Source organism: Algoriphagus sp. SE2 (assembly GCF_039563885.1).
Taxonomy (GTDB): domain Bacteria; phylum Bacteroidota; class Bacteroidia; order Cytophagales; family Cyclobacteriaceae; genus Algoriphagus.
On record NZ_JBCLWJ010000006.1, the window covers coordinates 249,783 to 273,406 of the forward strand.

The 23,624-nt window shown below is 38.9% G+C and carries 17 protein-coding genes; 9 read left to right on the top strand and 8 right to left on the bottom strand.

The features are described from left to right. Positions 1 to 2: 2 nt before the first annotated feature. The 4 genes from AAGF08_RS09910 to AAGF08_RS09925 are packed head-to-tail and all read right to left on the bottom strand — an operon-like array spanning position 3 to position 4,586. Positions 3 to 1,418 (bottom strand): sulfatase, encoded by a 1,416-nt coding sequence (locus AAGF08_RS09910; RefSeq protein ID WP_343510999.1) that lies wholly within the window; start codon positions 1,416 to 1,418, stop codon positions 3 to 5. 35 nt (positions 1,419 to 1,453) lie between these two features. Continuing rightward, on the bottom strand, positions 1,454 to 2,317 hold the full coding sequence (locus tag AAGF08_RS09915) for a sugar phosphate isomerase/epimerase (RefSeq protein WP_343511000.1): 864 nt from the start codon (positions 2,315 to 2,317) through the stop codon (positions 1,454 to 1,456). Between the two features lie 22 nt (positions 2,318 to 2,339). Then, positions 2,340 to 4,037, bottom strand: a complete 1,698-nt coding sequence (locus AAGF08_RS09920) for a GMC family oxidoreductase (RefSeq protein ID WP_343511001.1) — start codon at positions 4,035 to 4,037, stop codon at positions 2,340 to 2,342. 12 nt (positions 4,038 to 4,049) lie between these two features. After that, a complete protein-coding gene (locus AAGF08_RS09925; protein ID WP_343511002.1) occupies positions 4,050 to 4,586 on the bottom strand; it encodes a gluconate 2-dehydrogenase subunit 3 family protein in 537 nt (178 codons plus the stop codon). Positions 4,587 to 4,782: 196 nt separating this feature from the next. Between AAGF08_RS09925 and AAGF08_RS09930 the strand changes: the two genes are divergently transcribed. Both AAGF08_RS09930 and AAGF08_RS09935 read left to right on the top strand, forming a co-directional pair. Next, the gene (locus tag AAGF08_RS09930) at positions 4,783 to 5,889 is read left to right on the top strand and encodes a glycoside hydrolase family 43 protein (RefSeq protein WP_343511003.1); all 1,107 of its coding nucleotides are present in this window, start codon (positions 4,783 to 4,785) and stop codon (positions 5,887 to 5,889) included. A 108-nt stretch (positions 5,890 to 5,997) separates the two neighbouring features. After that, complete coding sequence (locus AAGF08_RS09935; protein WP_343511004.1) at positions 5,998 to 8,436, top strand: zinc-dependent metalloprotease; 2,439 nt, start codon at positions 5,998 to 6,000, stop codon at positions 8,434 to 8,436. A 94-nt stretch (positions 8,437 to 8,530) separates the two neighbouring features. Here AAGF08_RS09935 and AAGF08_RS09940 read toward each other — a convergent pair whose 3' ends face one another. After that, positions 8,531 to 10,879 carry a patatin-like phospholipase family protein gene (locus AAGF08_RS09940; RefSeq protein ID WP_343511005.1) on the bottom strand — a complete coding sequence of 783 codons (2,349 nt, stop codon included), beginning with the start codon at positions 10,877 to 10,879 and terminating at the stop codon, positions 8,531 to 8,533. A 22-nt stretch (positions 10,880 to 10,901) separates the two neighbouring features. Continuing rightward, positions 10,902 to 12,323, bottom strand: a complete 1,422-nt coding sequence (locus tag AAGF08_RS09945) for an amidohydrolase (protein ID WP_343511006.1) — start codon at positions 12,321 to 12,323, stop codon at positions 10,902 to 10,904. A 226-nt stretch (positions 12,324 to 12,549) separates the two neighbouring features. Here AAGF08_RS09945 and AAGF08_RS09950 point away from each other — a divergent pair, with 226 nt between their 5' ends. Further along, a complete protein-coding gene (locus AAGF08_RS09950; RefSeq protein WP_343511007.1) occupies positions 12,550 to 13,533 on the top strand; it encodes a c-type cytochrome in 984 nt (327 codons plus the stop codon). A 108-nt stretch (positions 13,534 to 13,641) separates the two neighbouring features. After that, the gene (locus tag AAGF08_RS09955; RefSeq protein ID WP_343511008.1) at positions 13,642 to 15,729 is read left to right on the top strand and encodes an acylase; all 2,088 of its coding nucleotides are present in this window, start codon (positions 13,642 to 13,644) and stop codon (positions 15,727 to 15,729) included. 16 nt (positions 15,730 to 15,745) lie between these two features. On the opposite strand, the gene AAGF08_RS09960 is transcribed toward AAGF08_RS09955, so the two are convergent. After that, entirely contained in the window at positions 15,746 to 16,495 is a 750-nt protein-coding gene (locus AAGF08_RS09960) for a DeoR/GlpR family DNA-binding transcription regulator (protein WP_343511009.1), read from the bottom strand. A 210-nt stretch (positions 16,496 to 16,705) separates the two neighbouring features. Here AAGF08_RS09960 and AAGF08_RS09965 point away from each other — a divergent pair, with 210 nt between their 5' ends. The 5 genes from AAGF08_RS09965 (at position 16,706) to AAGF08_RS09985 (ending at position 22,456) form a co-directional block, all read left to right on the top strand. Then, positions 16,706 to 17,377 carry a peptidoglycan recognition family protein gene (locus tag AAGF08_RS09965; protein ID WP_343511010.1) on the top strand — a complete coding sequence of 224 codons (672 nt, stop codon included), beginning with the start codon at positions 16,706 to 16,708 and terminating at the stop codon, positions 17,375 to 17,377. 17 nt (positions 17,378 to 17,394) lie between these two features. Further along, on the top strand, positions 17,395 to 19,023 hold the full coding sequence (locus tag AAGF08_RS09970) for a family 10 glycosylhydrolase (RefSeq protein WP_343511011.1): 1,629 nt from the start codon (positions 17,395 to 17,397) through the stop codon (positions 19,021 to 19,023). Between the two features lie 11 nt (positions 19,024 to 19,034). Next, the gene (locus tag AAGF08_RS09975; protein ID WP_343511012.1) at positions 19,035 to 19,514 is read left to right on the top strand and encodes a GNAT family N-acetyltransferase; all 480 of its coding nucleotides are present in this window, start codon (positions 19,035 to 19,037) and stop codon (positions 19,512 to 19,514) included. Continuing rightward, a complete protein-coding gene (locus tag AAGF08_RS09980; protein ID WP_343511013.1) occupies positions 19,511 to 20,776 on the top strand; it encodes an MFS transporter in 1,266 nt (421 codons plus the stop codon). The genes AAGF08_RS09975 and AAGF08_RS09980 overlap by 4 nt, the downstream gene beginning before the upstream one ends. Before the next feature lie 117 nt (positions 20,777 to 20,893). Continuing rightward, on the top strand, positions 20,894 to 22,456 hold the full coding sequence (locus tag AAGF08_RS09985; RefSeq protein ID WP_343511014.1) for a glycoside hydrolase family 3 N-terminal domain-containing protein: 1,563 nt from the start codon (positions 20,894 to 20,896) through the stop codon (positions 22,454 to 22,456). 6 nt (positions 22,457 to 22,462) lie between these two features. Here AAGF08_RS09985 and AAGF08_RS09990 read toward each other — a convergent pair whose 3' ends face one another. After that, positions 22,463 to 23,611: an aldose epimerase family protein gene (locus AAGF08_RS09990; RefSeq protein ID WP_343511015.1), complete on the bottom strand. Its 1,149-nt coding sequence runs from the start codon at positions 23,609 to 23,611 to the stop codon at positions 22,463 to 22,465. Positions 23,612 to 23,624 lie beyond the last annotated feature (13 nt).

Sequence of the window (23,624 nt, forward strand, 5' to 3'; positions counted from 1 at the left end):
AATCATTTCTCCACAGGCAATCTGGCGCCAGTTTCTTTCAGCCAATTTTCGATTTTTAATTGTAACTGATCTGCAATTGCCTTTCTGGTGCCAATTACGTTGACCGATTCCTGAAGGTCCAAATTGAGGTCATAAAGTTCTCCGGGACTTCCGTCAAAATAATGGATCAACTTATAATCTCCGGATCTTACAATCGCATAAGGGACAATATCTGATAATCGATAATGAGGGAAATACCAAAACAAATCTCTTGCTGGAAGCCCACTTCCCTCGGTTAATAACCCTTTCAAACTTACCCCATCCAATTCATCTAACTCCGAGTCTTCACCCAAAAAATCAAGCACAGTAGGAATCCAATCCATAGTGATGATAGGGGTATTATTTACTTTTCCTTCTGGTATAGTTCCTGGCCAACTTACGATGGTTGGAATTCGGATTCCCCCTTCATAAGGATAGCCTTTTTGTGATTTTAGAGGGTAATTATTGGTAATTGGACTCTCATAATTACCAATCAGTCCCCCATTATCTGAAGTAAAAACAACTAATGTATTTTCTCTCAATCCCATTTGGTCCAAGGCTTCCATCACTTTCCCAACATTTTGGTCAACACTTTCTACCAAGGCAGCATACACGGGATTCCGTTGGTCGCCAGGTTCTTTTTTCTTGTACTTCTCCACTAATTCTGGCTTACCCATAATAGGAGTATGCACTGCATAAGGTGCCCAATGGATAAAGAACTTTTCATCTTTTTTCTGCCGGATAAAATTCACTACTTCATCCCCTTCCCTATCGGTTAGGAATTCCCCTTTTTTCCTCGGTCTCAAAGTCGTGATCTCATAAAACTCCCGAGGTTTTGCCGGTAAATAAGGATCGAAATAACTTGGGGGTTGTCCAAGATCATTCCCTCCAATATTCACATCAAACCCTTGATCAGTCGGATAAAAACCTTCTTCTCCTAAATGCCATTTTCCCACATGCATGGTGGCATATCCATAGCTTTTCATTCTTTCAGCAATCGTTACCTCTTCAAGTGGAAGAAACCCTTGGATTTTTGGAGTTTTCAATGGCTTTTCCTCAAACTTCTCATATTCACCAGGCAAACCAGAAGTAGTTATTCCCTGGAATTTTGCTCGGATCCAATCTGTAATCCCTAATCTCGCCGGATATTTTCCTGTCAGCATCGCCGCTCTCGTTGGAGAACAAATTGCTGCTGCTGCATATGAATTAGTGAACAAAACCCCTTCTGAAGCAAGTCTATTGATATTGGGAGTTTCATAAAAATCACTGCCCAATGGCTCAATATCAGCCCATCCCAAATCATCTACGTGAATGATCAGGACATTAAAATCATTAGTTTTTTGAGCAAATGACTGATCAAAAATCAAGAAAATCAGAAGTGTAAAAAGATATTTATTCATGAACGAACCGTTTGAAAAAAGTAAAAATCAGTCACTTAATAATGAAGGCTCTTTAGGTAAGCAATGCTTTTAGGCAGGTTTTCCAATTCCTCATCACTTTCATCCTCGATAAACATATGCTTGATTCCAATTCGATTTGATTCGCGAAGAATACCCGGAATATCCAATTCACCTGTTCCCAAGACCACATCATTTTCAGGCCTTGTTAATCCTGTCATATCTCTTGGAGCACCTTTTCGAAGATCTTTTAAATGAAGTGAAACCCAACGATCTCCATATTTCTTTAACAAAGCCACTGGATCTCCACCGCCAAAATGAGTCCACATCACATCCATTTGAAGTGAAACATATTCTGGATTCGTGTTTTCAATAATGTAATCCAATAAAGTACCATCTCCATAAGGTTGAAATTCATACCCATGAACGTGGTATTTGAAAATAATTCCATTTTCCTTCAAAACCTTTCCACCCTCGTTGAAAGCCTTGATCGCACGGTCTGCATTTTCCTTTGTAAAATCACCATTATGAGGAATCCAGGCGCACATCACATATTTGGCTCCAAGTGCTTTCACGCGCTCTGCTACTTCCTGAGGATTTTCTTCTAGCTGCTCAAAACCGGTTCCAGTGGATGGAATGCTGATTCCCCGGTCGGCACAAAGTTTTACAAATTCCTCCGCTGACATACTTCCAGGAGCTCCACCTTCTAGTTCTTTGAAACCCATTTCCTCAATTATATCTAATGTAGACTCGACCCCATTTTCCCAATGGTTCCTGAAGGAATAAGATTGAACCCCAAGCGGAACCTGGAGAAGTGGATCACCTTTTTGCTGCGAAAAGGTCAAGGTGGGAATTATGCCAGACAACAATACGGTAAGTATAAATATCCTTAGTTTCTTCATGTTATTCTGATTGGAAAATCACTTACAAATTCTGTTTATTTAGCTCTTCAACTGCATGGTTTGCCGCTCGAGCTGTCAATGCCATAAAAGTCAAAGTTGGGTTTTGTGTGCTGGTACTGGTCATGCAAGCACCATCGGTTACAAAAACGTTTTTACAATGGTGGAGCTGATTCCATTCGTTGAGTAATGAATCTTTAGGGTCTTTTCCCATTCTTACCCCTCCCATTTCATGAATATCTGAACCGGGAGCAGAATGTGAATCCTCCACTTTGATGTTTTTAAATCCTGCCCGCTCATACATTTCTGTTTGTTGGGCTACAAAATCGGCAGCCATTTTATCGTCATTCTCTTTCCATTCTACGGAAAGGATAATTTGTGGAATCCCATACTTATCGACTTTATCAGTACTTAATCGCATGTGATTGTCCTCAACCGGCACAGTTTCTCCTTGCATCCAAGAGGCCAAGCCCCAGACATCATTGTATTTTTGGTTAAGCAAATTATCTCGCAATTCATCTCCAATCATACTAGTATCAGAACCCAATCCTCTGCTGCCCGACATACCGATGGAATATCCTCTAAGAAAATCAGTATCCTGCTTAAACACGTTTCTAAACCTTGGAACATAGGCATGGCCCGGATTCCTTCCAAGATTTGCTTTGTCCAAATATCCTTCAAAGGTTGCATAACCTTTGCCTCTATAGTTATGACAAGCTAAATACTTGCCTAAAAGCCCATTTTCGTTACCGATTCCGGCGGAAAATGTAGAGGACTTTGAATTCAATAAAATTGCATTGGAAGCAATGGTAGAAGCATTGACGAATATGATTTTCGCATAAAACTCAATCTCTTCTTTGCTATGCCTGTCGATGATTCTTACCCCGGTTGCTTTGCCTTTGGCATCGTCATGAATAATGGATTCGACGATAGAATTAGGTCTGATGGTTAAATTCCCTGTCTTCTCAGCCCAAGGAAGTGTCGATGCATTGGCGGAGAAATATCCTCCATACACACAACCACGATTACACATGGCCTGATGCTGGCATTTATTTCGACCTTGTTGTTTATGGATTTCCTGAGGGTCTGTCAAATGTGCACATCTTCCTTGAATCAAGTGTCTATCTCCATAATTAGCTTTCAGTTGCTCTTTGTAATAATTCTCAATGCAGCTCAATTCGAAGCCTGGCATCACCTCAGAATCCGGAAGTTCAGGCAATCCATCTTTGTTACCGGCTATTCCCGCAAACCGCTCTACATATTCATACCAAGGATTTAAATCCTTGGCCCGAATGGGCCAATCAATCGCAAACCCGTCTCTCGCAGGTCCTTCAAAATCAAAATCCGACCAACGCTGCGTGGCTCTGGCCCAAAGTAAAGATTTCCCACCAACATGATATCCTCTAAACCATCGAAACGGTTTTTCTTGAATAATGGGCTGTTCATCATCCGCCAGTGCCCAATGGGCTGTTTCTTCTCTTAGCCATCTCCCTCCACCGACACCTGATCGCTTTTCCAAAGGGACCGCACCACGGAATTCAAATTCCCAAGGAGCTTTGGATGCTGTTGGATAATCCTCAATATGTTTGACCATTCTTCCTCTTTCGAGAACAAGCGTTTTCAGCCCTTTTTCTGTTAATTCTTTTGCTGCCCATCCTCCACTGGCTCCAGAACCAATTACAATGGCATCGTAAGTTCTTTTTTCTTTTGAATCTTGTAGCATTATTTTGATCTCTTAAGCTTTGGCTGGAACATCTGCACATCCGGTATAAAAACCCGGAGCAACTTTATAATTTCTATAATCCACCATCACTTCTTTCACAGTGGTAAATCCTGTAATCGTTTCTGATTTCATCAAGTCGAAAAACTCTTTTTCTGCTTCATTCTCAGAATCACTTAAAACTATAAGCATGGCTTTCCTTTCCTCTTTTGAAGCTTTCAAAAAGCCTTTTTTATCCAAACTGGCAAGTTGTAATTTGATTTTATCCTGATCTTCCTTTTCGAAGCAATGTTCAAAAAGCTTCATCATATAGATATCGGTCCCTGTACTTAGGGCTCCAATTGGTTTGGCTTCTGGAGAAGGTATTTTTGGAGGTAGACCTTCAGGTATAATTGTATCTGCAATTGCAGAAATAAGTTTCTCCTCCTTTAAAGTAAAAAATCCTTTGTGATTGATTCCATCAAGAAGCTGCCACTTCCAGTCAGCCAGGACCAGGCCGGCAATTCCAACTGCAGTTCCTCCCAGAATCTTAAGAGACTTTCTTCGGTTCATTATGAGTTAGATTGGGTTTAATTTCACCAATATACTTAAACTAGCTAAATCCAAAACCCCAAATCCTTTAATGGAGAGACAATTGGATCAATGGTTTTATAACAATCTGTCTAAAAAATCACTTTAACCTACTGATTGAAATAATGGAATAATTCAAATTTCAATTTATCTTGAAGAATTAAATTCAAACAAACCTATGAACAAAACCTTATTGAAGATCACATCAGCAATCGGAATAATTGCAATTATGATTTCCTGTAGCAAACCCGCTGGCAATTCTGAAACCGAAATAGCCACAGAAGAAGAGGAGACCGATTCCAACTATCTTTCCCAGCCATTAGTAACCGACAACTTTACCGCTGACCCTTCAGCACATATTTTTGATGGGAAAATCTACATCTATCCTTCCCATGATATCGAATCAAATGTTCCCCAGGATGATTTAGGATCTCATTTTAATATGATGGACTACCATGTTTACTCCATGGACTCTCCAGCTTCGGCCGTTGTGGATGAAGGAAAGGTTTTGGGAGTTGAAGATATTCCTTGGGCAAAAAGACAACTTTGGGCACCGGATGCTGCCGAAAAGGATGGGAAATATTATTTGTACTTCCCAGCAAAAGATGAAAACGATATTTTCAAAATCGGCGTAGCGGAAGGGGCTTCGCCTATAGGACCATTCACTGCTCAGCCGGAACCTATCAAAGAAAGTTATAGTATCGACCCAGCAGTTTTTGAAGATTCAGATGGGTCTTATTACATGTATTTTGGAGGAATTTGGGGAGGTCAGTTGCAAAAGTACAGAGACAATAATTTCGAAGATAAAGGCCCTGCCCCAACAGATGGTTTACCAGCAGATGATGAACCGGCTCTTGGTCCTATCATCGCCAAGATGAGTGATAACATGCTAGAATTTGCAGAGACTCCAAAAGAAATCAAGATCTTAGATAAAGAAGGGAATCCACTTTTAAATGGAGACAATGAAAGAAGGTTCTTCGAAGCTGCATGGATTCATAAGTATAATGGAACATATTACTTATCCTATTCCACAGGAGATACACATTACATTGCTTACGCCACGGCTGACAATCCTTACGGGCCATTTACTTATCAAGGAGTTGTATTAAACCCTGTAGAAGGCTGGACAAATCACCACTCAATTGTTGAGGTAGATGGAAAATGGTATATCTATTACCACGACACTCAACTTTCAGGAGAAACACATCTTCGCAATATCAAAGTTGCCCCATTGACTCACTTAGAAAATGGGATGATTCAAACAATTGAACCTATTACGAATTAAGCTAAAACTAATATCAAACCCTTTATCTATAAATTAGGAGTCAACAAAAATGACTCCTTTTTTATTTTATTCTCTCACTCTATTTTTAGTCATAAACCAATGAAACAGATGAAAAAAACTACTACTCTATTCACTGTCTTTATGCTTCTGCTTAGTGTAGCAAGCTTTGGACAAAAGAAAAAGAAAAAAGATGCAGACCCTGCACCACAAAGCCAAGTTTCGAAACCCGCTAAGAAAAGCCCTTTCAAAAAGTATAATGAGATCGTAACAGATGAAGCAATTTCAGATGACGGACTCTTTACAATCCACAAAGTGGGAGACAAAAATTATTATGAAGTCCCCTTTAATATGCTGGATACTGACATGCTTTTGGTGAGCCGTATTTCCAAAATTGCTGATGGTCTTGGAGGAGGATATACTACTGCAGGGTCAAAATCAAACGAACAAGTAATCCATTGGTCAAGACTTCAAAATAATATTATTCTTCGTTCTATTTCATTTGATAATGTAGCAGCAGATTCACTTCCTATTAATCTGTCTGTAGAGGCAAATAACTACAACCCAATTTTAGCTTCTTTTAAAATCGAAGCATTTAATTCAGACTCTACTGCTGCACTTATAGAGGTGAGTGATTTATTCCTTTCTGACATCCCTGCACTTAGCGGTTTATCGTCCTCTATGAGAAAGCAGTATCAAGTTCGGAATCTCGATAAGCAACGGAGTTTTATAACCCGATTAGCAAGCTATCCTGAAAACATTGAGGTAAGACATGACATGACCTATAACGCCTCGGATCCTCCATCTAATTCAAGATCCGGAACTATTTCAATGGAAATGAGTCAATCGATGTATTTACTTCCCGTTCAACCAATGAAGCCAAGGCTACATGATCAGCGAGTAGGTTGGTTTACTGTAAGACAAATAGACTATGGTTCAGAAGCCTTAAAATCAGACGTAAAAACCTATATCAGAAGATGGAGACTAGAACCAAAAGATCCCGAAGCTTATGCCAGAGGTGAGTTGGTGGAGCCTGTTAAACCTATTGTTTACTATTTGGATCCAGCGACACCAGAAAAATGGAGACCCTATTTCCGCCAAGGCATCGAAGATTGGCAAGTTGCGTTTGAAGCAGCTGGTTTCAAAAATGCTATTATCGCAAAAGATGCTCCCTCTGAGGACGAAGACCCTGACTGGAGTGCTGAAGATGCACGTTATTCCACTGTTAGATACGTAGCAACCACTACGAGAAATGCAATGGGCCCTAGTGTATCGGATCCAAGGTCTGGGGAGATTATTGAAAGTGATATAGTTTGGTATCACAATCATTTAAGGTCCTATAGAAACCGATATATGCTGGAAACTGGGGCTGCAAACCCTTCTGCAAGAACTTTGAATACCCCGGATGAAGAAATAGGGGAAATGATGCGTAGAGTAATTTCTCATGAAATTGGTCATGCACTAGGCTTGCCTCATAATATGAAGGCTTCTTATGCTTACCCAACAGATTCTTTGAGATCAGTCACTTTCACTCAAAAGTGGGGACTTGCAGCGACTATCATGGATTATACAAGATATAACTATGTGGCCCAGCCAGGAGATGAAGGAGTTCGTTGGGTTCGAATGCTCGGTCCCTATGATAATTATGCAATAAACTGGGGATACAGATATATTCCAAATGCGAATTCTCCGGAAGAAGAAAAGCCGATCTTGGATAGCTGGATCAAAGAAAAAGCAGGAGATCCCATGTATTTATTCGGAGGAAGTAATTCTTTTGATCCAAGCTCTCAAACTGAGTCTGTTGGAGATGATCCAGTCAAAGCAAGCACATATGGTTTGGCAAATTTAAAAATAGTAGCTCCTAATCTTGCGAAATGGACTGCAACTGCGGGAGAAGGATATGGTGACTTGGAAGAATTATATGGAGAATTGATTGGTGTCTGGAGTCGATATGCAAACCATGTAGTTACAAATATTGGTGGAGTTTATGAAGAATTCAAAACCACCGACCAAGAAGGTGTTACCTACACTCCTACCTCTAAAGCTGAACAGGTAAAATCGATGAAGTTTCTTAATGAACATGTGTTTACCACACCAGAATGGTTACTCCAAAAAGAAATACTAAGCAACATAGAACCAAGCGGGGCTGTTTCAGCTGTCAGTAGACTACAATCAAGAATACTTAGCAATGTACTTCGAATGGATAGATTGGAAAGGATGATTGACAATGAAGCATTAAATGGAGCTGATGCCTATCCAATGACAACCATGCTGATCGACTTGAGAAAAGGAATTTGGTCTGAATTGTCTGGTTCAAAAGATATTGATGCGTTTCGTAGAAACCTTCAACGAGCGCATGTTGAACGCCTGGCCTCTTTAATGACTCAAGATGAGAGAAATCGATCTGATGTAAGCGCTGCTGTTCGAGCTGAATTGAAATCAATCCAAAGTACAGCCCGCTCAGCAAGTTCAAGATACAGTACAGGAATTGTTCAAAATCATCTTCGAGACATTGACGCCCTGGTAGACAGTATGCTTGAACCAAAATAATTTTAATTGTCATTGCCTTTCTTGGTAAAGGCAATGACAATTTTTTCAACTAAGTAATCAGTCATTTTTCAGTGATTATTAATCTCAATAAATCTTATCGATCCGTATAATTAAAAGACAATCCTAAAGAAAAGTAAGACCTCAATTTGTGGTCCTTATTATTACTACTTACCCCAACAGTAATAGGACCTATTATAGACTTGTAAGAAATGTCTGCGCCAAAACCAGTGTATTTCCCATCCTGAAATATCTTACTGAATAAATCTTCATCATTAATTGAGAATGAGTCACTAAAACCCAAAAAATTCACTCCAGCTCTGATATAAACATTTTTAATTGGAATAATCTGAGCATCTATCCCCGCTTTTAAATAGTTTGAAGTTTGTACTTCCCCATAATTTAATCCCCAGAAATGTGAATCTATGAATCTAATATTTTGATATCCACCAACTAGAAATTCGTAATAAGCTTTCCCTTCCGTCTGATTCGTTATAGTAAGCGCGCCTGCCACTTCAGGTTTGAACTGGAATTTTGGTGAAATGGGTAAAAATTTTGAGTATTTCCCCAGAATCGTCAGATAGGAATCTGGAGTTAAAATATCGGTAAGTAAATCCAATGTTTCTTTTGGGAAAGGAATGGTGACACCATCAGAATCTACATATAATGTATCTGATCCTGATTTCAAATTAATGCGGATTCCGTTTTGAATGTGAAATACAGTCTCAAATAAGCCTTCTGCCCCTTTGGTGGGATAATTTCTATCATTACGGGAATTTCTATAATATCTGAATCTTATGCCAAGAGAACTTTGACTAACATTTTTTAAATCGTCAGAAAACTGATTTTTAAACCTGTACCTCGATTTATTATTTAAATAAAATCCGCCTAAAGAGAAAGACTGCTTTAGCGAACCAGTCGTTATGAATTGAGCTTCCAGGCTGTTTCTTCTATCAACAATTATCTCAGTTTCTTCTCCCTTTTCGTATTCGGGAATCTGCTGCCTTGCTAGGTTTATTCGGGTATTAAATGCTAGACTTTTTTCCTTTGAAAAATATTTATAATAGTCAATCCTACCCTTTGGGTTTTCTGAAACATCCAGTAAAAACACCGTTCTACTTGATTTTCCAATAAAATCTCTCGCTGTGTAATTCAACAAAATCCCTGCGGAGAACTGGTTGTCATAGTGTACAGCCAAGCTCAAGAGTGAAGCTGGCTTTTCTTTCAATCTTACTTTGATATTATACCTATTTTCACCTAAGGGAATCAAAGAGAAGTCCACTTTATAAAATCCATTGATACCATAAATCCGATCAATTCCTTGTTGGATTTCATCTCTGGTAATCATTGAACCCACAGAAATATCAAATTTGGATTGTATCAGATTGTTAGTAAAAAGCTTATTACCAACATACTCAATCCCACTCACTTGGATTGGAGATTCATTAAAACCCAATCCCAAAACCACATCTTTTCTGCCTAAACTATCGGCTAACTGCTTGAAATCATCAAAGTATTTTTTACCGGCAGAATCCCCTAGGGCAAGTATTTCTCTATAATTACCAAAGCTCCCTGTAGAATAGGGCTCTAAATCAGGTTTAATGTAAATATCACAATCCAAGATGTTTTGCTTTGTTTTGCTTAGGGATCTTGCCATCGCTACCTGCATTAGAATTCCTCCAAAACCACCCAATTCATCCACGGAAGCAAAATCTTCATCTGAAACATTCACCCCAATGACAATATCTGCACCCATTTTTTTCACAACATCTACCGGGAAATTATTCACTACACCTCCATCCACAACGGAAGTAGAATCCAGATCAAAAGCAGTGAAAGCAGTAGGAATAGCGATACTTGAGCGCATGGCATCATGCAAATATCCTTTATCGAAAATTATTTCTTCCCCACTAGAGATGTCCGTAGCAATACATCGGAAGGGAATTGGGAACTCATCAAAATTCTCATACTTTATTGCTGGCCAAGTATAATACTGTAAGACCTCGGAAAGCTTTTGACCTTCAATTAGTCCTGAGGGAAAGGCTATTTTTCCTTTTTTAACGGGTAATTCTATGAGATATCGGTTATAATATTCCTTTTCTTCAAAGGCAATAGAATTAAATTCCACACGGTTAGAGATCAATAAATCCCAATCTATATCCAGAATGATCTCCTCTAACTCATCCGCAGTATAACCCAAAGCATATAATCCACCGATCACGGAACCCATACTGGTTCCCACAATATAATCAGGCCGAATTCCTGCTTTTTCCATCGATCGAATGACTCCCACATGAGCCATCCCTTTTGCCCCTCCTCCACTTAAAACCAGACCTATTTTAGGTCTGGTTTCGTCAGATGGATTTTGTTGATATGAATAAGTTTTAAAACAGGTAAACTGAAAAATTATTAGAATTAAAATAAAAAAGTTCAGCCTTTTTTTCATGATCGCCGTGTTTTATAACCCCTTATTTCCTGTAGTCTAATGGAGCACTTCTTTCGCCAGTTAATGCCTCATATTTAAACCCTGGCCCCCTTCTTTCATCCAATTCAACCTTAGCTTTTTGTGCAATAGATGGGTCTTTCAAAATATCAATGGCAGTAAGAGTCAAAGTTTTTGCAGCCACCATCATCCCTTTTTTTCCAATGCTCGTTCCTCCGGCGGCAACTGCCTGCCAGGTATGCGCTGAAGTTCCAGGGACCCAAGTAGCCGTTCCCAAACCTGCCGTAGGCACAAGCCAACTCACATCCCCTACATCTGTTGAACCGCCTGATCCTTTTTCATTTACCTCAAAAGGAGCAATTTTCGTAGCATCTTGAGGAGATACGATTACCCCTGGAGGATATGTTTTAATAATTTCTTCAGCAAATTCCGTTTCCTCCTGAGAATATTCAACACCTCCAACCTTTTCCAAATTTTTATGCATCACACTAGCTAGTGTTTCATTTGGTAAAAGATTATATACTCCATTGATTATCTCATATTCCATAGTCGTCTGAGTACCTTGAGCGGCTCCTTCTGCTGCATCTACCAGCTTTGTAAAAATCTCCTTAACCTTCATTGCATCAGGATGCCTTACATAATGATAGGACTCAGCAAATGCCGGAACCACATTGGGAGCTTCTCCCCCTCTGGTGATTACATAATGCATTCTAGTCTCTTGAGGCACGTGCTCTCTCAACAAGTTTACCATAAAGTTCATCGCTTCAACACCATCAAGTGCAGATCTCCCTCGATCTGGAGCAGCAGCAGCATGAGAAGCTTCCCCATAAAACCTGAATTTTGTGGAGATATTAGCGAGAGAAGAGTTCGCCCCTGCATTATTAGAAGACGAAGGATGCCAATGAAGCATTGCGTCCACATCATCCATAATTCCAGATTTTGCCATGTAAACTTTTCCACCACCGCCTTCTTCAGCAGGAGTTCCATAGACTCTGATAGTTCCTTGTATATTATTTTCCTTCATCCATTCCATGGCTGCAATTCCCGCAGCTACTGAAGCAGTACCAAATAAATGGTGCCCACAAGCATGCCCCGAACCTCCTTCGACAACAGGCTCTCTGAACGGTACTGCTTTTTGAGAGACTCCGGGAAGTGCATCAAATTCTGCCATAATGCCAATCACTGGCTTTCCAGATCCATATTCAGCCACAAAAGCTGTAGGAATTCCAGCGACTCCGGCTTTAACTTCAAAACCTGCATCAGAAAGAGTTTTTTGTAATAATGCTGTGCTTTTGGTTTCTAGATATCCTAGTTCAGCATATTCCCAGATTTGTTGGGAAACATCCGTATAAAAACCCGATTTCTCATCCAAGCTTTTAAGTACTTCTTCCTGCGCATTAGCAGAGAATGCTAATAGCAGAAAACACATAGTGAATAGATTCTTCATTTATATAGGGTTGTGGTTGATTCAATTCCGAAAATAAGAATTGAAGACTGGAATAAGCTGAAATAAGAAATAAAAAAATCAAATATTAAATTCTGCAGACAGAACTTTTAGTATCCATCAAAGATTTTTTTTCAAAATTTCAATTTGATTGAAAAGTATAGGATTACACAATTCTTCAAAAACCATTTTTTTTCTAAATTATTGAAACCTAAACTATTTAATTTTTATGAAAAGATTTTTCAAAATAATCGGATACCTTTTTGGTATGTTCCTTATTCTTTTACTTGGAAGCCTTATTTATTTACAATTTGCTTTTCCAAATGTACCTGAACCTGAAGACCTTAACGTAACTTACAGTCAGGAACGAATAGAAAGAGGTGCCTATTTAGCAAATCATGTGACAGTTTGTATGGACTGTCATTCCACCCGGGATTTCTCTCTTTTCTCAGGACCTCCAGCGCCAGGGACAATAGGGAAAGGTGGAGACCGCTTCGATCACAGCATGGGCTTTCCCGGCGTCTTTTATGCTAAAAACATTACACCTGAAGGAATTTCTGACTATACAGATGGTGAACTTTATAGAGTAATAACTACCGGTGTTACAAACGATAATAGACCAATGTTTCCATTAATGCCCTACCTATACTATGGTAAAATGGACCCAGAGGATATTTATTCAATTATAGCCTACATTAGATCATTGGACCCTATTGCCTATGAAGTCCCAGATTCAAAAGCTGATTTTCCTCTCAATTTCATTCTAAGAACCATTCCACAGGAAGCCAATCCGGGGAAAATCCCAGATAAAAGTGATCAAGTTGCCTATGGTAGCTATTTAACGAATGCTGCCGGTTGTATAGAGTGTCATACTCCAGCAGATCCACAGGGTCAAATTATCATGGAAGAATCTTTTTCAGGAGGTCGAGAATTCGCAAATCCAGATGGCTCTATTACTCGGTCTTCAAACATTACACCCGATCTTACCGGTATAGAATCCTGGGATGAAACCCGATTTGTGCGACAATTTAAACAGTATCAAGATTCAGGTTATGTTTTACCTAAAATCCAACCGGGGGAATTCAATTCCATCATGCCTTGGACAATGTATTCAGGAATGGAAGAAGAAGATCTAAAAGCAATTTTTGCATATTTGAGAACAATCAGACCTTATTCTAAGGAAGTTGTGAAATTTACTCCTGCCAGTGAATAACCTTTGTTTTCTTTCTAAAAATCTCTTTAAGCCCTCTTTAGGAGGGCTTTTTTTGTTTCCGATAAAAACGCATTTTGCAAAGAAATCTAATTGCCAAAATTGAAGCCCATGAAGATCCCTCGTGTAGGACTTTTATTTCTAAATACGCTGCTACTTTTTTCTTGTGAGACATCTTATAGTCCATCTGGTTGGGAAACATCACAGATTGAAATCGCAAGGGATGAATATGGAGTACCCCATATTTTTGGAAAAACCGATGCTGATGTTGCCTATGGTTTGGCTTGGGCACATGCAGAAGACGATTTTGAAACGATTCAAACGACTTTGCTCGCAGGAAAAAGAATTGCAGGCAAAGTATTTGGTCAGGATGGTGCCGCCATTGATTTCTTTGGACATTTATTAGGTACCAGAGAATTGGCCAATGCAAAATATGATAGCACTTATTCGGAAGAGTTTAAACGAGTTTTAGATGGCTATGCTGCTGGAATAAATGATTATGCTCTAGCCCATTCGGATGAAATTTTGCTTTCAGAAGCATTTCCGGTAACTACCAAAGAAATGGCTGCTGCATACATTCTCTCTCTGGCCCAAATGTCAAGTGCAGATCGTGCTGTCACTCAAATCGTTAATGGGACAGTAACTGAAGTCCCGTTTGATACAAATCCTAAAGGGTCGAATGCCATAGCCATTCATCCTTCCAGAACTGAAAGTGGAGAGTCATTTCTAGCCATCAATTCCCATCAGCCATTGGAAGGACCTGTTGCCTGGTATGAAACACACCTTCATTCGGAGGAAGGTTGGAATATGTTAGGAGGTCTTTTCCCTGGTGGGGCCATGATTTTCCATGGGGTCAATGAAAATTTAGGCTGGGCACATACGGTTAATTTCCCTGATTTGTTGGATGTATTCCAATTAGAAATCAATCCAGAAAATGATGACGAATACCTAGTGGATGGGAAATGGTTAACCCTAGAGGAAAAAACAGTCTGGCTGAAAGTTAAACTTTGGGATTTAATCACAGTCCCAGTGCCCAAAAAGGTTTGGAAAAGCATTTATGGGCCAACATTAGTGACAGAGCAAGGTGCATTCAGTATCCGTTTGGGCGTATTAGATCGAATCGGTGCTCCAGAACAATGGTGGAGAATGAACAAAGCCAAAAATTTTACTGAATTCGAAAGTGCCATGAGCCTGATGCAACTCACCAGCTTTAATACGGTTTATGCAGATAAAAATGATACGATTTTTTATGTCAGCAATGGACTACTACCTGTCAGAAATCCAGCAATCGATTATACAGAAACGGTGGCTGGAAATAGTAAAGAATCTCTTTGGTCTGAATATTATGATTTTTCCAGTCTTCCTCAACAGGTAAATCCTTCTTCAGGATACCTCTATAACACGAATCACTCCCCTTTCAAAGCAAGTGGATTTGCTGATAATTTGAATCCTTCGGATTTTTCAAAAGGCATGAATTATTCGACCAGAGACAATAATAGATCTATTAGATTCCGTGAACTCATGGCTGATACAGGGAAAATAAATTATGAGCAATTCAAACGCATTAAATATGATGGACAATTGCCTGAGAAACTAGCATTCAGAACGAATATGGAATCCCTTTTTACTTTGGATCCCCAACAATACCCAGATGTAGCCAGCCTGATTCAAACCCTTCAATCTTGGGATAAAAAATCGGGGATCAATAGCAAAGGAGCTGCTATTTTTGCCTTTCAATATTATTATTGGAGGGATCAATTTATCGCTGATGGAAGAGATTTCGATACCTTTTTAACTGAGGAAGAAGCTTTGGTTGGTTATCGAAAGGCAAAAGAACATTTTCAGAAATTCTTTGGAAAAGATATCATATCTCTCGGAGAATATCAGAAGCTAGTAAGAGGCGAAAAAGCGTTGCCGCTTTGGGGGATAGATGATGTAATTACTGCCATACGCTCCTCAGAGTTGGAAAATGGCACACGAAAGGGAGTACAAGGAGAGTCCTACATCATGATGGTAAGATTTGGCGAAGGATTACCAAAAATCGAAACCATCAATGTTTTTGGATCGAGCAATCGACCGGATAGTCCGCATTTTGATGATCAAATGGAATTGTTCCTAGACCAAAAGCTCAAACCTATGAGTTTGAATAAAGACGAAGTGATTAAAAATGCAAAAAAAGTCTATCATCCAGGAAAATAGTATCAAGACTTTTTAATTACACCAGTGTTAAATCATAAGGCCTGAAAGCATCCAGTAGTTCATCTGTTGGATCCAATTCTGTCACTAGCGTATTAACTGCAGTCATATCACACGTCTTATATTTCTGTACAGAATGAAGTTTGTCTGATACGGATAATATCACAGTTTTTTTAGCAGCTCGGATCATAGCTTGCTTCACCTGAATCACTTCCCAGTCAAATTCAGTCAATCCATGTACCGAATCCAGATACCCTGTCCCCAAAATACACATATCAACACGCAATTGAGAAAGTGAATTGACTACCATTCCACCTACGGCAAATTTTGCATCGTGAAGCAATTTTCCTCCCAAAAAAATCACTTCCACTGATGGAAGCTCCAATAATTCCATTGCAACATGTAAGCTCGGTGTAAAAACAGTCAAGGCCATTTTTTTAGGTATCATTTTAGCAACTTCCATGTTGGTAGTTCCTCCACTCATCAAAATCACCTGACCTTCGGAAAGCAATGAAATCGTCTTTTCCGCAATGGCTATTTTTTTAGATTGAAGATAAACATTGCCTTCATCCTTACGGAAATTCATGAAACCAAAAGATGTAGCACCACCGTGAACTTTCTTTAATTTCCTGTCTTTTGCTAGTTCTTTAACATCCCTCCTAACCGTGTCTATGGATACATTTAGACTTTCAGATAAATCATTTAATAAAACTCTGTGATGCAAATGGACTTGATCAAGGATAAACTTCTGCCGCTCTTCTTTAAGCATGATATGACTGTTTGAAAGGTTAAACTAGCAAAAGCTGCAAGATCATGCAAAATTTAAGGGGATTTGGATCAATACAGCAAAAAATAGCTTCCATTTCCTCTATTTACTACCGATTTCCTACTAGTTTAGCTCAACAAAGTGTGAGGGAAAAATCGAATAGATTGATTTATCGCCCAACAATATTTAATTCTATTTCAAAGTTTGACTACTATGAGACTCATAAAACAATCAATATTTTGGATACTCATCATTGCATCTTTTTCATTTTCCTGTAGTTCCAAATCTACTTTTCGGATTTTTGAAAAACCTATTACATGGAACGAGGAAAGGGAAAATCTATCCCTACAGTATCTGAAAGCAAGACATGGATTAGATCAGGAAAAAGCCATTATCGATCCAAAAATAGTTGTGGTTCACTGGACAGCGGTCAATTCCATAGAAGCAACTTTTGATGTTTTCGATTCACCCACGTTGGGAGGTCGGGAGGATTTATCCGGTGCCAGTAATCTAAATGTATCAAGTCAATTTTTAATCGATCGAGATGGGACAATATTTAGATTATTACCAGAAACCACATTTGCCAGACATACAATCGGATTAAATTACGCAGCCATAGGAATCGAAAACATCGGTGGTATCAATGACCCTTTGACCAAAGAGCAGCTAAAAGCGAACGAAATGCTGATAAGACACCTGAAGAAAAAATATGCCATCGATTACGTCATAGGGCATTATGAATATCAGAATTTTCAGAATACAGACCTTTGGAAAGAATTAGATCCTGATTACAGAACCGTTAAGACTGATCCCGGAAAACAATTCATGGAAAACCTTAGAAAAAATCTCGCTGACCTGAATTTGAAACCTGTACCTTCGTTTTAATTTCCCAGCATTCAATTATGCGTTTGTCATTAAAATACCCTTTTCTGTTTTTGTTTTTAAATATTGCTTTTTTTGGATGTAAAACCCAGAAAAACCAAACCTCCAACGAACAAACGGAACTTCCAGAGTCAACAATTCCACCAAATACGAATGGAGATTTACCGGTGAAGCCTATCCCAAAAGCCACTGTAAATCTTCAACCCTTAAACTTTAATTTACCTGAAATCCCGAGAGAATTCCGGGGGGTTTGGATAGCAACAGTTGTTAATATCGATTGGCCAACTCAAGCAACAGACTCTTTTCAAAAACAAAAGCAAGACTTCTTAAGCTTGTTGGATTATTATAAGTCTTTGAACTTTAATACTGTTATTGTTCAAGTTAGGGCAGCCGGCGATGCTTTTTACCCTAGCAATTTAGCCCCATGGTCAAAATATCTAACTGGAAAAGAAGGAAAGGCACCAGGCACATCAGAAAACCCATTGACCTGGATGATCAAAGAAGCTCATGACAGAGGTCTGGAATTTCATGCCTGGCTAAATCCATATCGGGCTACTTTCGATTTAAAGACAGATCTTCTCAGTCCTGAACATGATTATTTTAAACATCGTGATTGGATGTTAAAGTATGGCACCAAATATTACTATAATCCCGGATTACCAGAGGTTAAATCTCATTTAACTGCAATCATCAGAGAATTGGTTGATAATTATGATCTGGATGCCATCCATTTTGATGATTATTTCTATCCTTATAAAATTGGAAAAGAGGTTTTCCCCGATAGAAAGTCTTATGATACCTATAAAAAACAAGGGCAATCAATTGATGATTGGAGAAGACAAAATGTAAATGATTTGATATTGGCCGTTCACCAATACATCAAATCAAGTAAACCATGGGTTCAGTTTGGAATCTCTCCTTTTGGAGTATGGAGAAATCAAGACAAAGATCCAAAAGGCTCACCAACTCAAGCCGGGCAGACAAATTATGATGACCTCTATGCCGATCCTATTACCTGGATGAAAAACGGGTGGATAGATTATTTGATCCCTCAGATTTATTGGAGCATGGATTATGAACTTGCAAGTTATCGCAAATTAAATGATTGGTGGTCTAAAAATAGTTACAATACGAATATCTATATCGGTAATGGACCCTATAAAATTCGTGATAATGCTGATAAAGCATGGGATAATCCTTCAGAAATTCTAAATCAGATTTCTTACACCAGAACTGTTCCCAACATTCAGGGAAATGCTTTTTTCTCTGCCAAGTCATTTATTTCAAAAAATCAGGATGTAGCCAAAAATCTGAAGCAGGAATTATATCAAGAACCAACGCTTCCTCCATCTTTTGAGCCAAGATCAGTGGCGATAATAGAAAACCCAGTAGTCTTGACTATAACAGCTGATCAATTTTTAACAAAGATTTCACTTGAAAAACCTTTGGATCCAGCCATCAGGTACGCACTAGTACATGGGGCTAATGAACTTAATCAATTGGCCGATTCGGAAATTCATCCTGTCTGGGTAGGTGGAGCAAGAGCAAGATCACTAGAGGTAAAGAGTTTAAACACCAAATTTCTTGCTATCCGATGGATTGACCATTATGGAAGGATTGTACAAACTCAGGTCTATCAAGTCCCTTAACTAATTTCTCTATGAAAGACATGCTCGTAAGATTGATAGGATTACCAGATTGCTCAGAAATAGAAAATAGACTAGCAAAAAAAGAAGGGATTGTCTTTCGAAGGGCAATCGCTCCAGAAAAGCATCTCGTAAGTTTTTGGGTCAAGGAAAATTTTGGTGATTATTGGCAATCCGAGGTGGAAGTTGCTTTTTCGAGACAACCTGTTTCCTGTCTGATAGCCCATCGAGGAAATGAGATTTTGGGGTTTGCATGCTATGAATCCACTGCTAGAAACTTTTTTGGCCCAACAGGAACATTAGAAACAGAAAGAGGAAAAGGCATTGGCAAAGTTTTGCTCATTAAGAGTCTTCAATCCATGAAAGAAATGGGCTATGCCTATACAATCATAGGAGGAGTCGGCCCAGCAGAATTTTACCAAAAAGCAGTTGGCGCTAAACTTATTGATGGATCCGAAACCAGTATTTACGAACATTTGATTCGCAAAAAATGACAAAAAACAATCAAAAGAATCCTTGGATTTGGATTCCTTCCCTTTATATGACGGAAGGTGTTCCTTATATCGTCATCATAGTAGTTTCGGTGATCATGTATAAAAAACTTGGTGTTTCAAACAGTGATATTGGGCTTTATACTAGTTTATTGTATTTACCATGGGTTATTAAACCAATCTGGAGTCCCATAATAGATCTCATTGGTACGAAAAGAAAGTGGTTTCTTAGCATGCAATTTATCCTTTCCTTGGTTTTTTTGGGAGTCGGATTGAGTACATCTGGAAGCAACTTTTTCTTTTTGACACTTGCCTTTTTCTGGATGGGAGCTTTTGCTTCAGCAACCAATGATATTGCATCAGATGGGATGTATCTGATCGCATTAAAACCCGACCAACAATCCTTTTTTGTTGGTTTGAGAGGAACATTCTATCGGATCGGGATGATCACAGGCCAGGGACTAATTGTGATTATTGCTGGTTACTTAGAGACAACTTTGGGAGACAATAGCAAAGCTTGGTCCTACACCATGATAATTGTAGGAACCTTAATGTTGCTGCTTACACTCATTAACTTCTTATCAACTCCAAAGGTAGAAGAGGATTCCGGCGATGTCGCCAAAAGAGAGGGTAGTTTCGGGAAAGTTTTCAGTACTTTTTTCACCAAAAAGAACATTGCACTTTCTCTAGCTTTTGTTCTTCTATATAGACTGGGAGAATCTCAACTCGTGAAAATGGCTTCCCCTTTTTTATTAGAGGAAAGACTTACCGGAGGACTGGGATTAAGCACCTCGGAGGTAGGGTTTCTCTATGGAACAATTGGTGTTATTGCTTTGCTTCTAGGTGGGATATTAGGAGGGATAGCAATTTCTCGAGATGGACTAGGACGATGGATGATCCCCATGGCACTTTCCTTAAATCTCCCAAATCTTCTTTATATTTTATTAGCCTACTTTCAACCTGAAAGTATCATTTACCCAGGAGCAGTTGTCATTATAGAGCAGTTTGGTTACGGATTTGGATTTGCTGCTTACATGGTTTTTTTAATCTACCTTGCAGAAGGATTATTCAAAACCTCACATTATGCTATTGCTACAGGTTTTATGGCAATGGGAATGATGTTACCGGGAATGCTTTCAGGGTTTGTTCAAGAATGGCTGGGATACACAGGCTTCTTTATTTGGGTTGGGATAGCAATGATTCCAGCCTTAATTATGGCTAAATCCGTAAAATACCCTAGCAGTTTTGGTAAGAAAACTGAATAATTTACCCTTGCTTTATTTCTACATTCCATAAGATTTAACATTCCTAATTCACATAGCGACGTATAATACTGAAAATCAAAACGTCAAAATAGAATAATGAATTCTCAATAGAACCCAATGACACCTATTTTAACTAAAAGCCAAAAAGTAGCTCAACTTTTCTTTCCTGCAGCATTTGTCCATGACTCTGAAGAAAATTATCTAGAACTGGAAAATTTGATCCGGAATGAAGAAATCGGAGGATTGACATTTTTTCATAGTAGAATCTCTGCAGCAGCCAATTTTGAAAAAAGACAAGAAACTTTAGATGTTACAGGTTCGCTTGAGAAACTAATTTTCCTGATCAATCGATACCAGGAAGTGTCAAAAATTCCTTTGCTTATTTCTATTGATGGGGAGTTTGGTTTAGCGATGAGAATCGAGGAAACTCCTGCTTATCCCTTTGCTATATCGCTTGGAGGTATCAGCCTGGAAGGTGAAAAACAAGTTGAAGAAGTAGGTTATAAAATGGGCTTGGATATGAAGAGTGCAGGCATTCATTTGAATTTGGCTCCTTGTGCAGATGTGAATACGAATCCTTTAAATCCAGTTATAGGATATCGATCCTTTGGTTCGGAGGCTAATACGGTAGCGAGGCTAGCCTTGGCAGCCTATAAAGGTTTGACAAAAGCGGGGATTGGAGCTTGCCTCAAACATTTCCCAGGTCATGGTGATACACATGTTGACTCTCATTTGGGCCTTCCTGTAGTCAATAAAACGAAAGAGGAATTACTCGCCGAAGAATTATATCCTTTCCAGTATGGAATCGATCATGAGGTAGAAATGATCATGGTTGGCCATTTGGCTGTACCGGCTTTAAGTAAGGGGAAAGAAATCCCAGCGAGCATTAGCAGAGAAATCATTACTGATTTATTGAAAGGCGATATGGGATTCAGTGGCTTAGTCATTTCGGATGCATTGAATATGAAAGCTGTTTCGAGTCTGTTCCAAATCAAAGGTCAACTCGAATGGGAAGCTTTTCATGCAGGGAATGACATCTTATGTTTTTCTGAAAATGTAAAAGAGGGAATTCAAATGATCTCAGAAAAAGCAAGTGAGGAGGAAGTTGATTTTGTTTTTGAAAAAATCCAGGACCTAAAGAGGAGACTTGGAGTGATGGAAAGAAAGCACATTGATGTTCCAAAATTCAATTGGGAAAATCATGAAAAATTCCTAGAAAAATTATCTAAAGAATTCCTTTGTCTGCTAAAAGGTGAAATAAACTCCATTAAAATACGGGATCTTGGTGAGTCTGGAAATTTAGGTCATCGATCTTTTCCCTTAAAAGAGGAGACGGTTTTCAGCACCATGCTACAAGAAGCATTTGGTAGGAACCTATCGGAAGTATCTGATAAAAAAGCAGATTTAATGATAATCTCCCTTTTTGTTCCTTCTGCCAAGCCAGTCAATCAATTTGGGTTGAGCGATGAGGTATTGAAAGAAATTACAGAACTGGCTCAATACAAGAATTGTCTGCTTTATCTTTTTGGGAACCCTCTTTCGCTAAGATTGCTGGGAGATCTTAATCACTTCAAAACAATAGTGGTTGCCTACCAATCTTTTGAAGCTACCCAAAGAGTAGCTATCAAACAATTGATGGGTGAGTGGAAAGCGATCGGAAAAATGAGTGTTAATCTTTAGGAATACTTATTCCACGCTAAACTCAAAAACAATCTCATGAACATATTTTTCACCCAGTGCTAAAGCAGCGGATGGAAAATTCGCTTTATTCGGACTATCTGGCCAAGCTTGTGGTTCTAAACAGAATGCCCAAAAAGGTTGGTAAACTTTTCCGTCTGCTCCTTTAAAGTTCCGCATTCCATTGGACGTATAAAACTGAACTCCTGGAGCGGTACTGTAAACTTCCATTACCCTACCGCTTTCCGGATGTTTGACTTTTGCTATTTTTTGAAGGTCAGATGAATTTTCCTTTTTCGTGACAAAGTTATGATCAAAACCTCCTCCATTTGCTTCCATCTGTTCTCCCAAATTCTTTGGAATCCTAAAATCAAATGGTGTTCCCTCCACATTTATTAAATCGCCGGTTGGGATTGACTGACCATCCACATCGGTGTAGGCATCTGCAAAAATCTGCACCTCATGATCTTTTACGTCCCGCTTGATTCCCCCAAGGTTGAAATAACTATGATTAGTCAAATTGACTACCGTCTTTTTATCTGTGGTCGATTCAAACCGTACTTTGATTTCGTTATCCGAAGTAAGCTCCATAAACAACCAAGTATCCAGATTCCCGGGGTAACCTTCCTCTCCATCTTCGCTTAAGTAGTGCATTTTCACCCCGATTGCATCCTCTGAATCATACGGTTCTGCCTGATCCCAAACTTTAACTCCAAAGCCTTTCTTTCCTCCATGAAGATGATTCTCCCCAATATTTTTTGTAATGTCATATTTAACTCCATCCAGTTCAAATGATGCATTCGAGATTCTATTTGCATATCGGCCTACAGCTGCTCCCAAATAAGGACCATTTCCTGTATAATATTGAGGAATACTATCCAATGCTAAAACCACATTTTCCATATTCCCTTCTTTGTCTGGAGTAATTATCCTTGAAATGATTCCTCCAAAATTTGTCATTTCCACCTCCATAAAACCATTATCAAGGCTATATTTAAAAACATCTTTCCCCTCCCACTGTCCTATTTTTTCTACTTTGAATTCGAAATTAATTTCTTTAGTCTCTTCCATTGTTCGTTGATCTGTGGGTTTACTTTGGCAAGCTAAAAATAAAGTGAGTGCTGCAAGAGTCCATTTACTTTTCAAATTTAGTTTCATAAGGTTTTGGGTT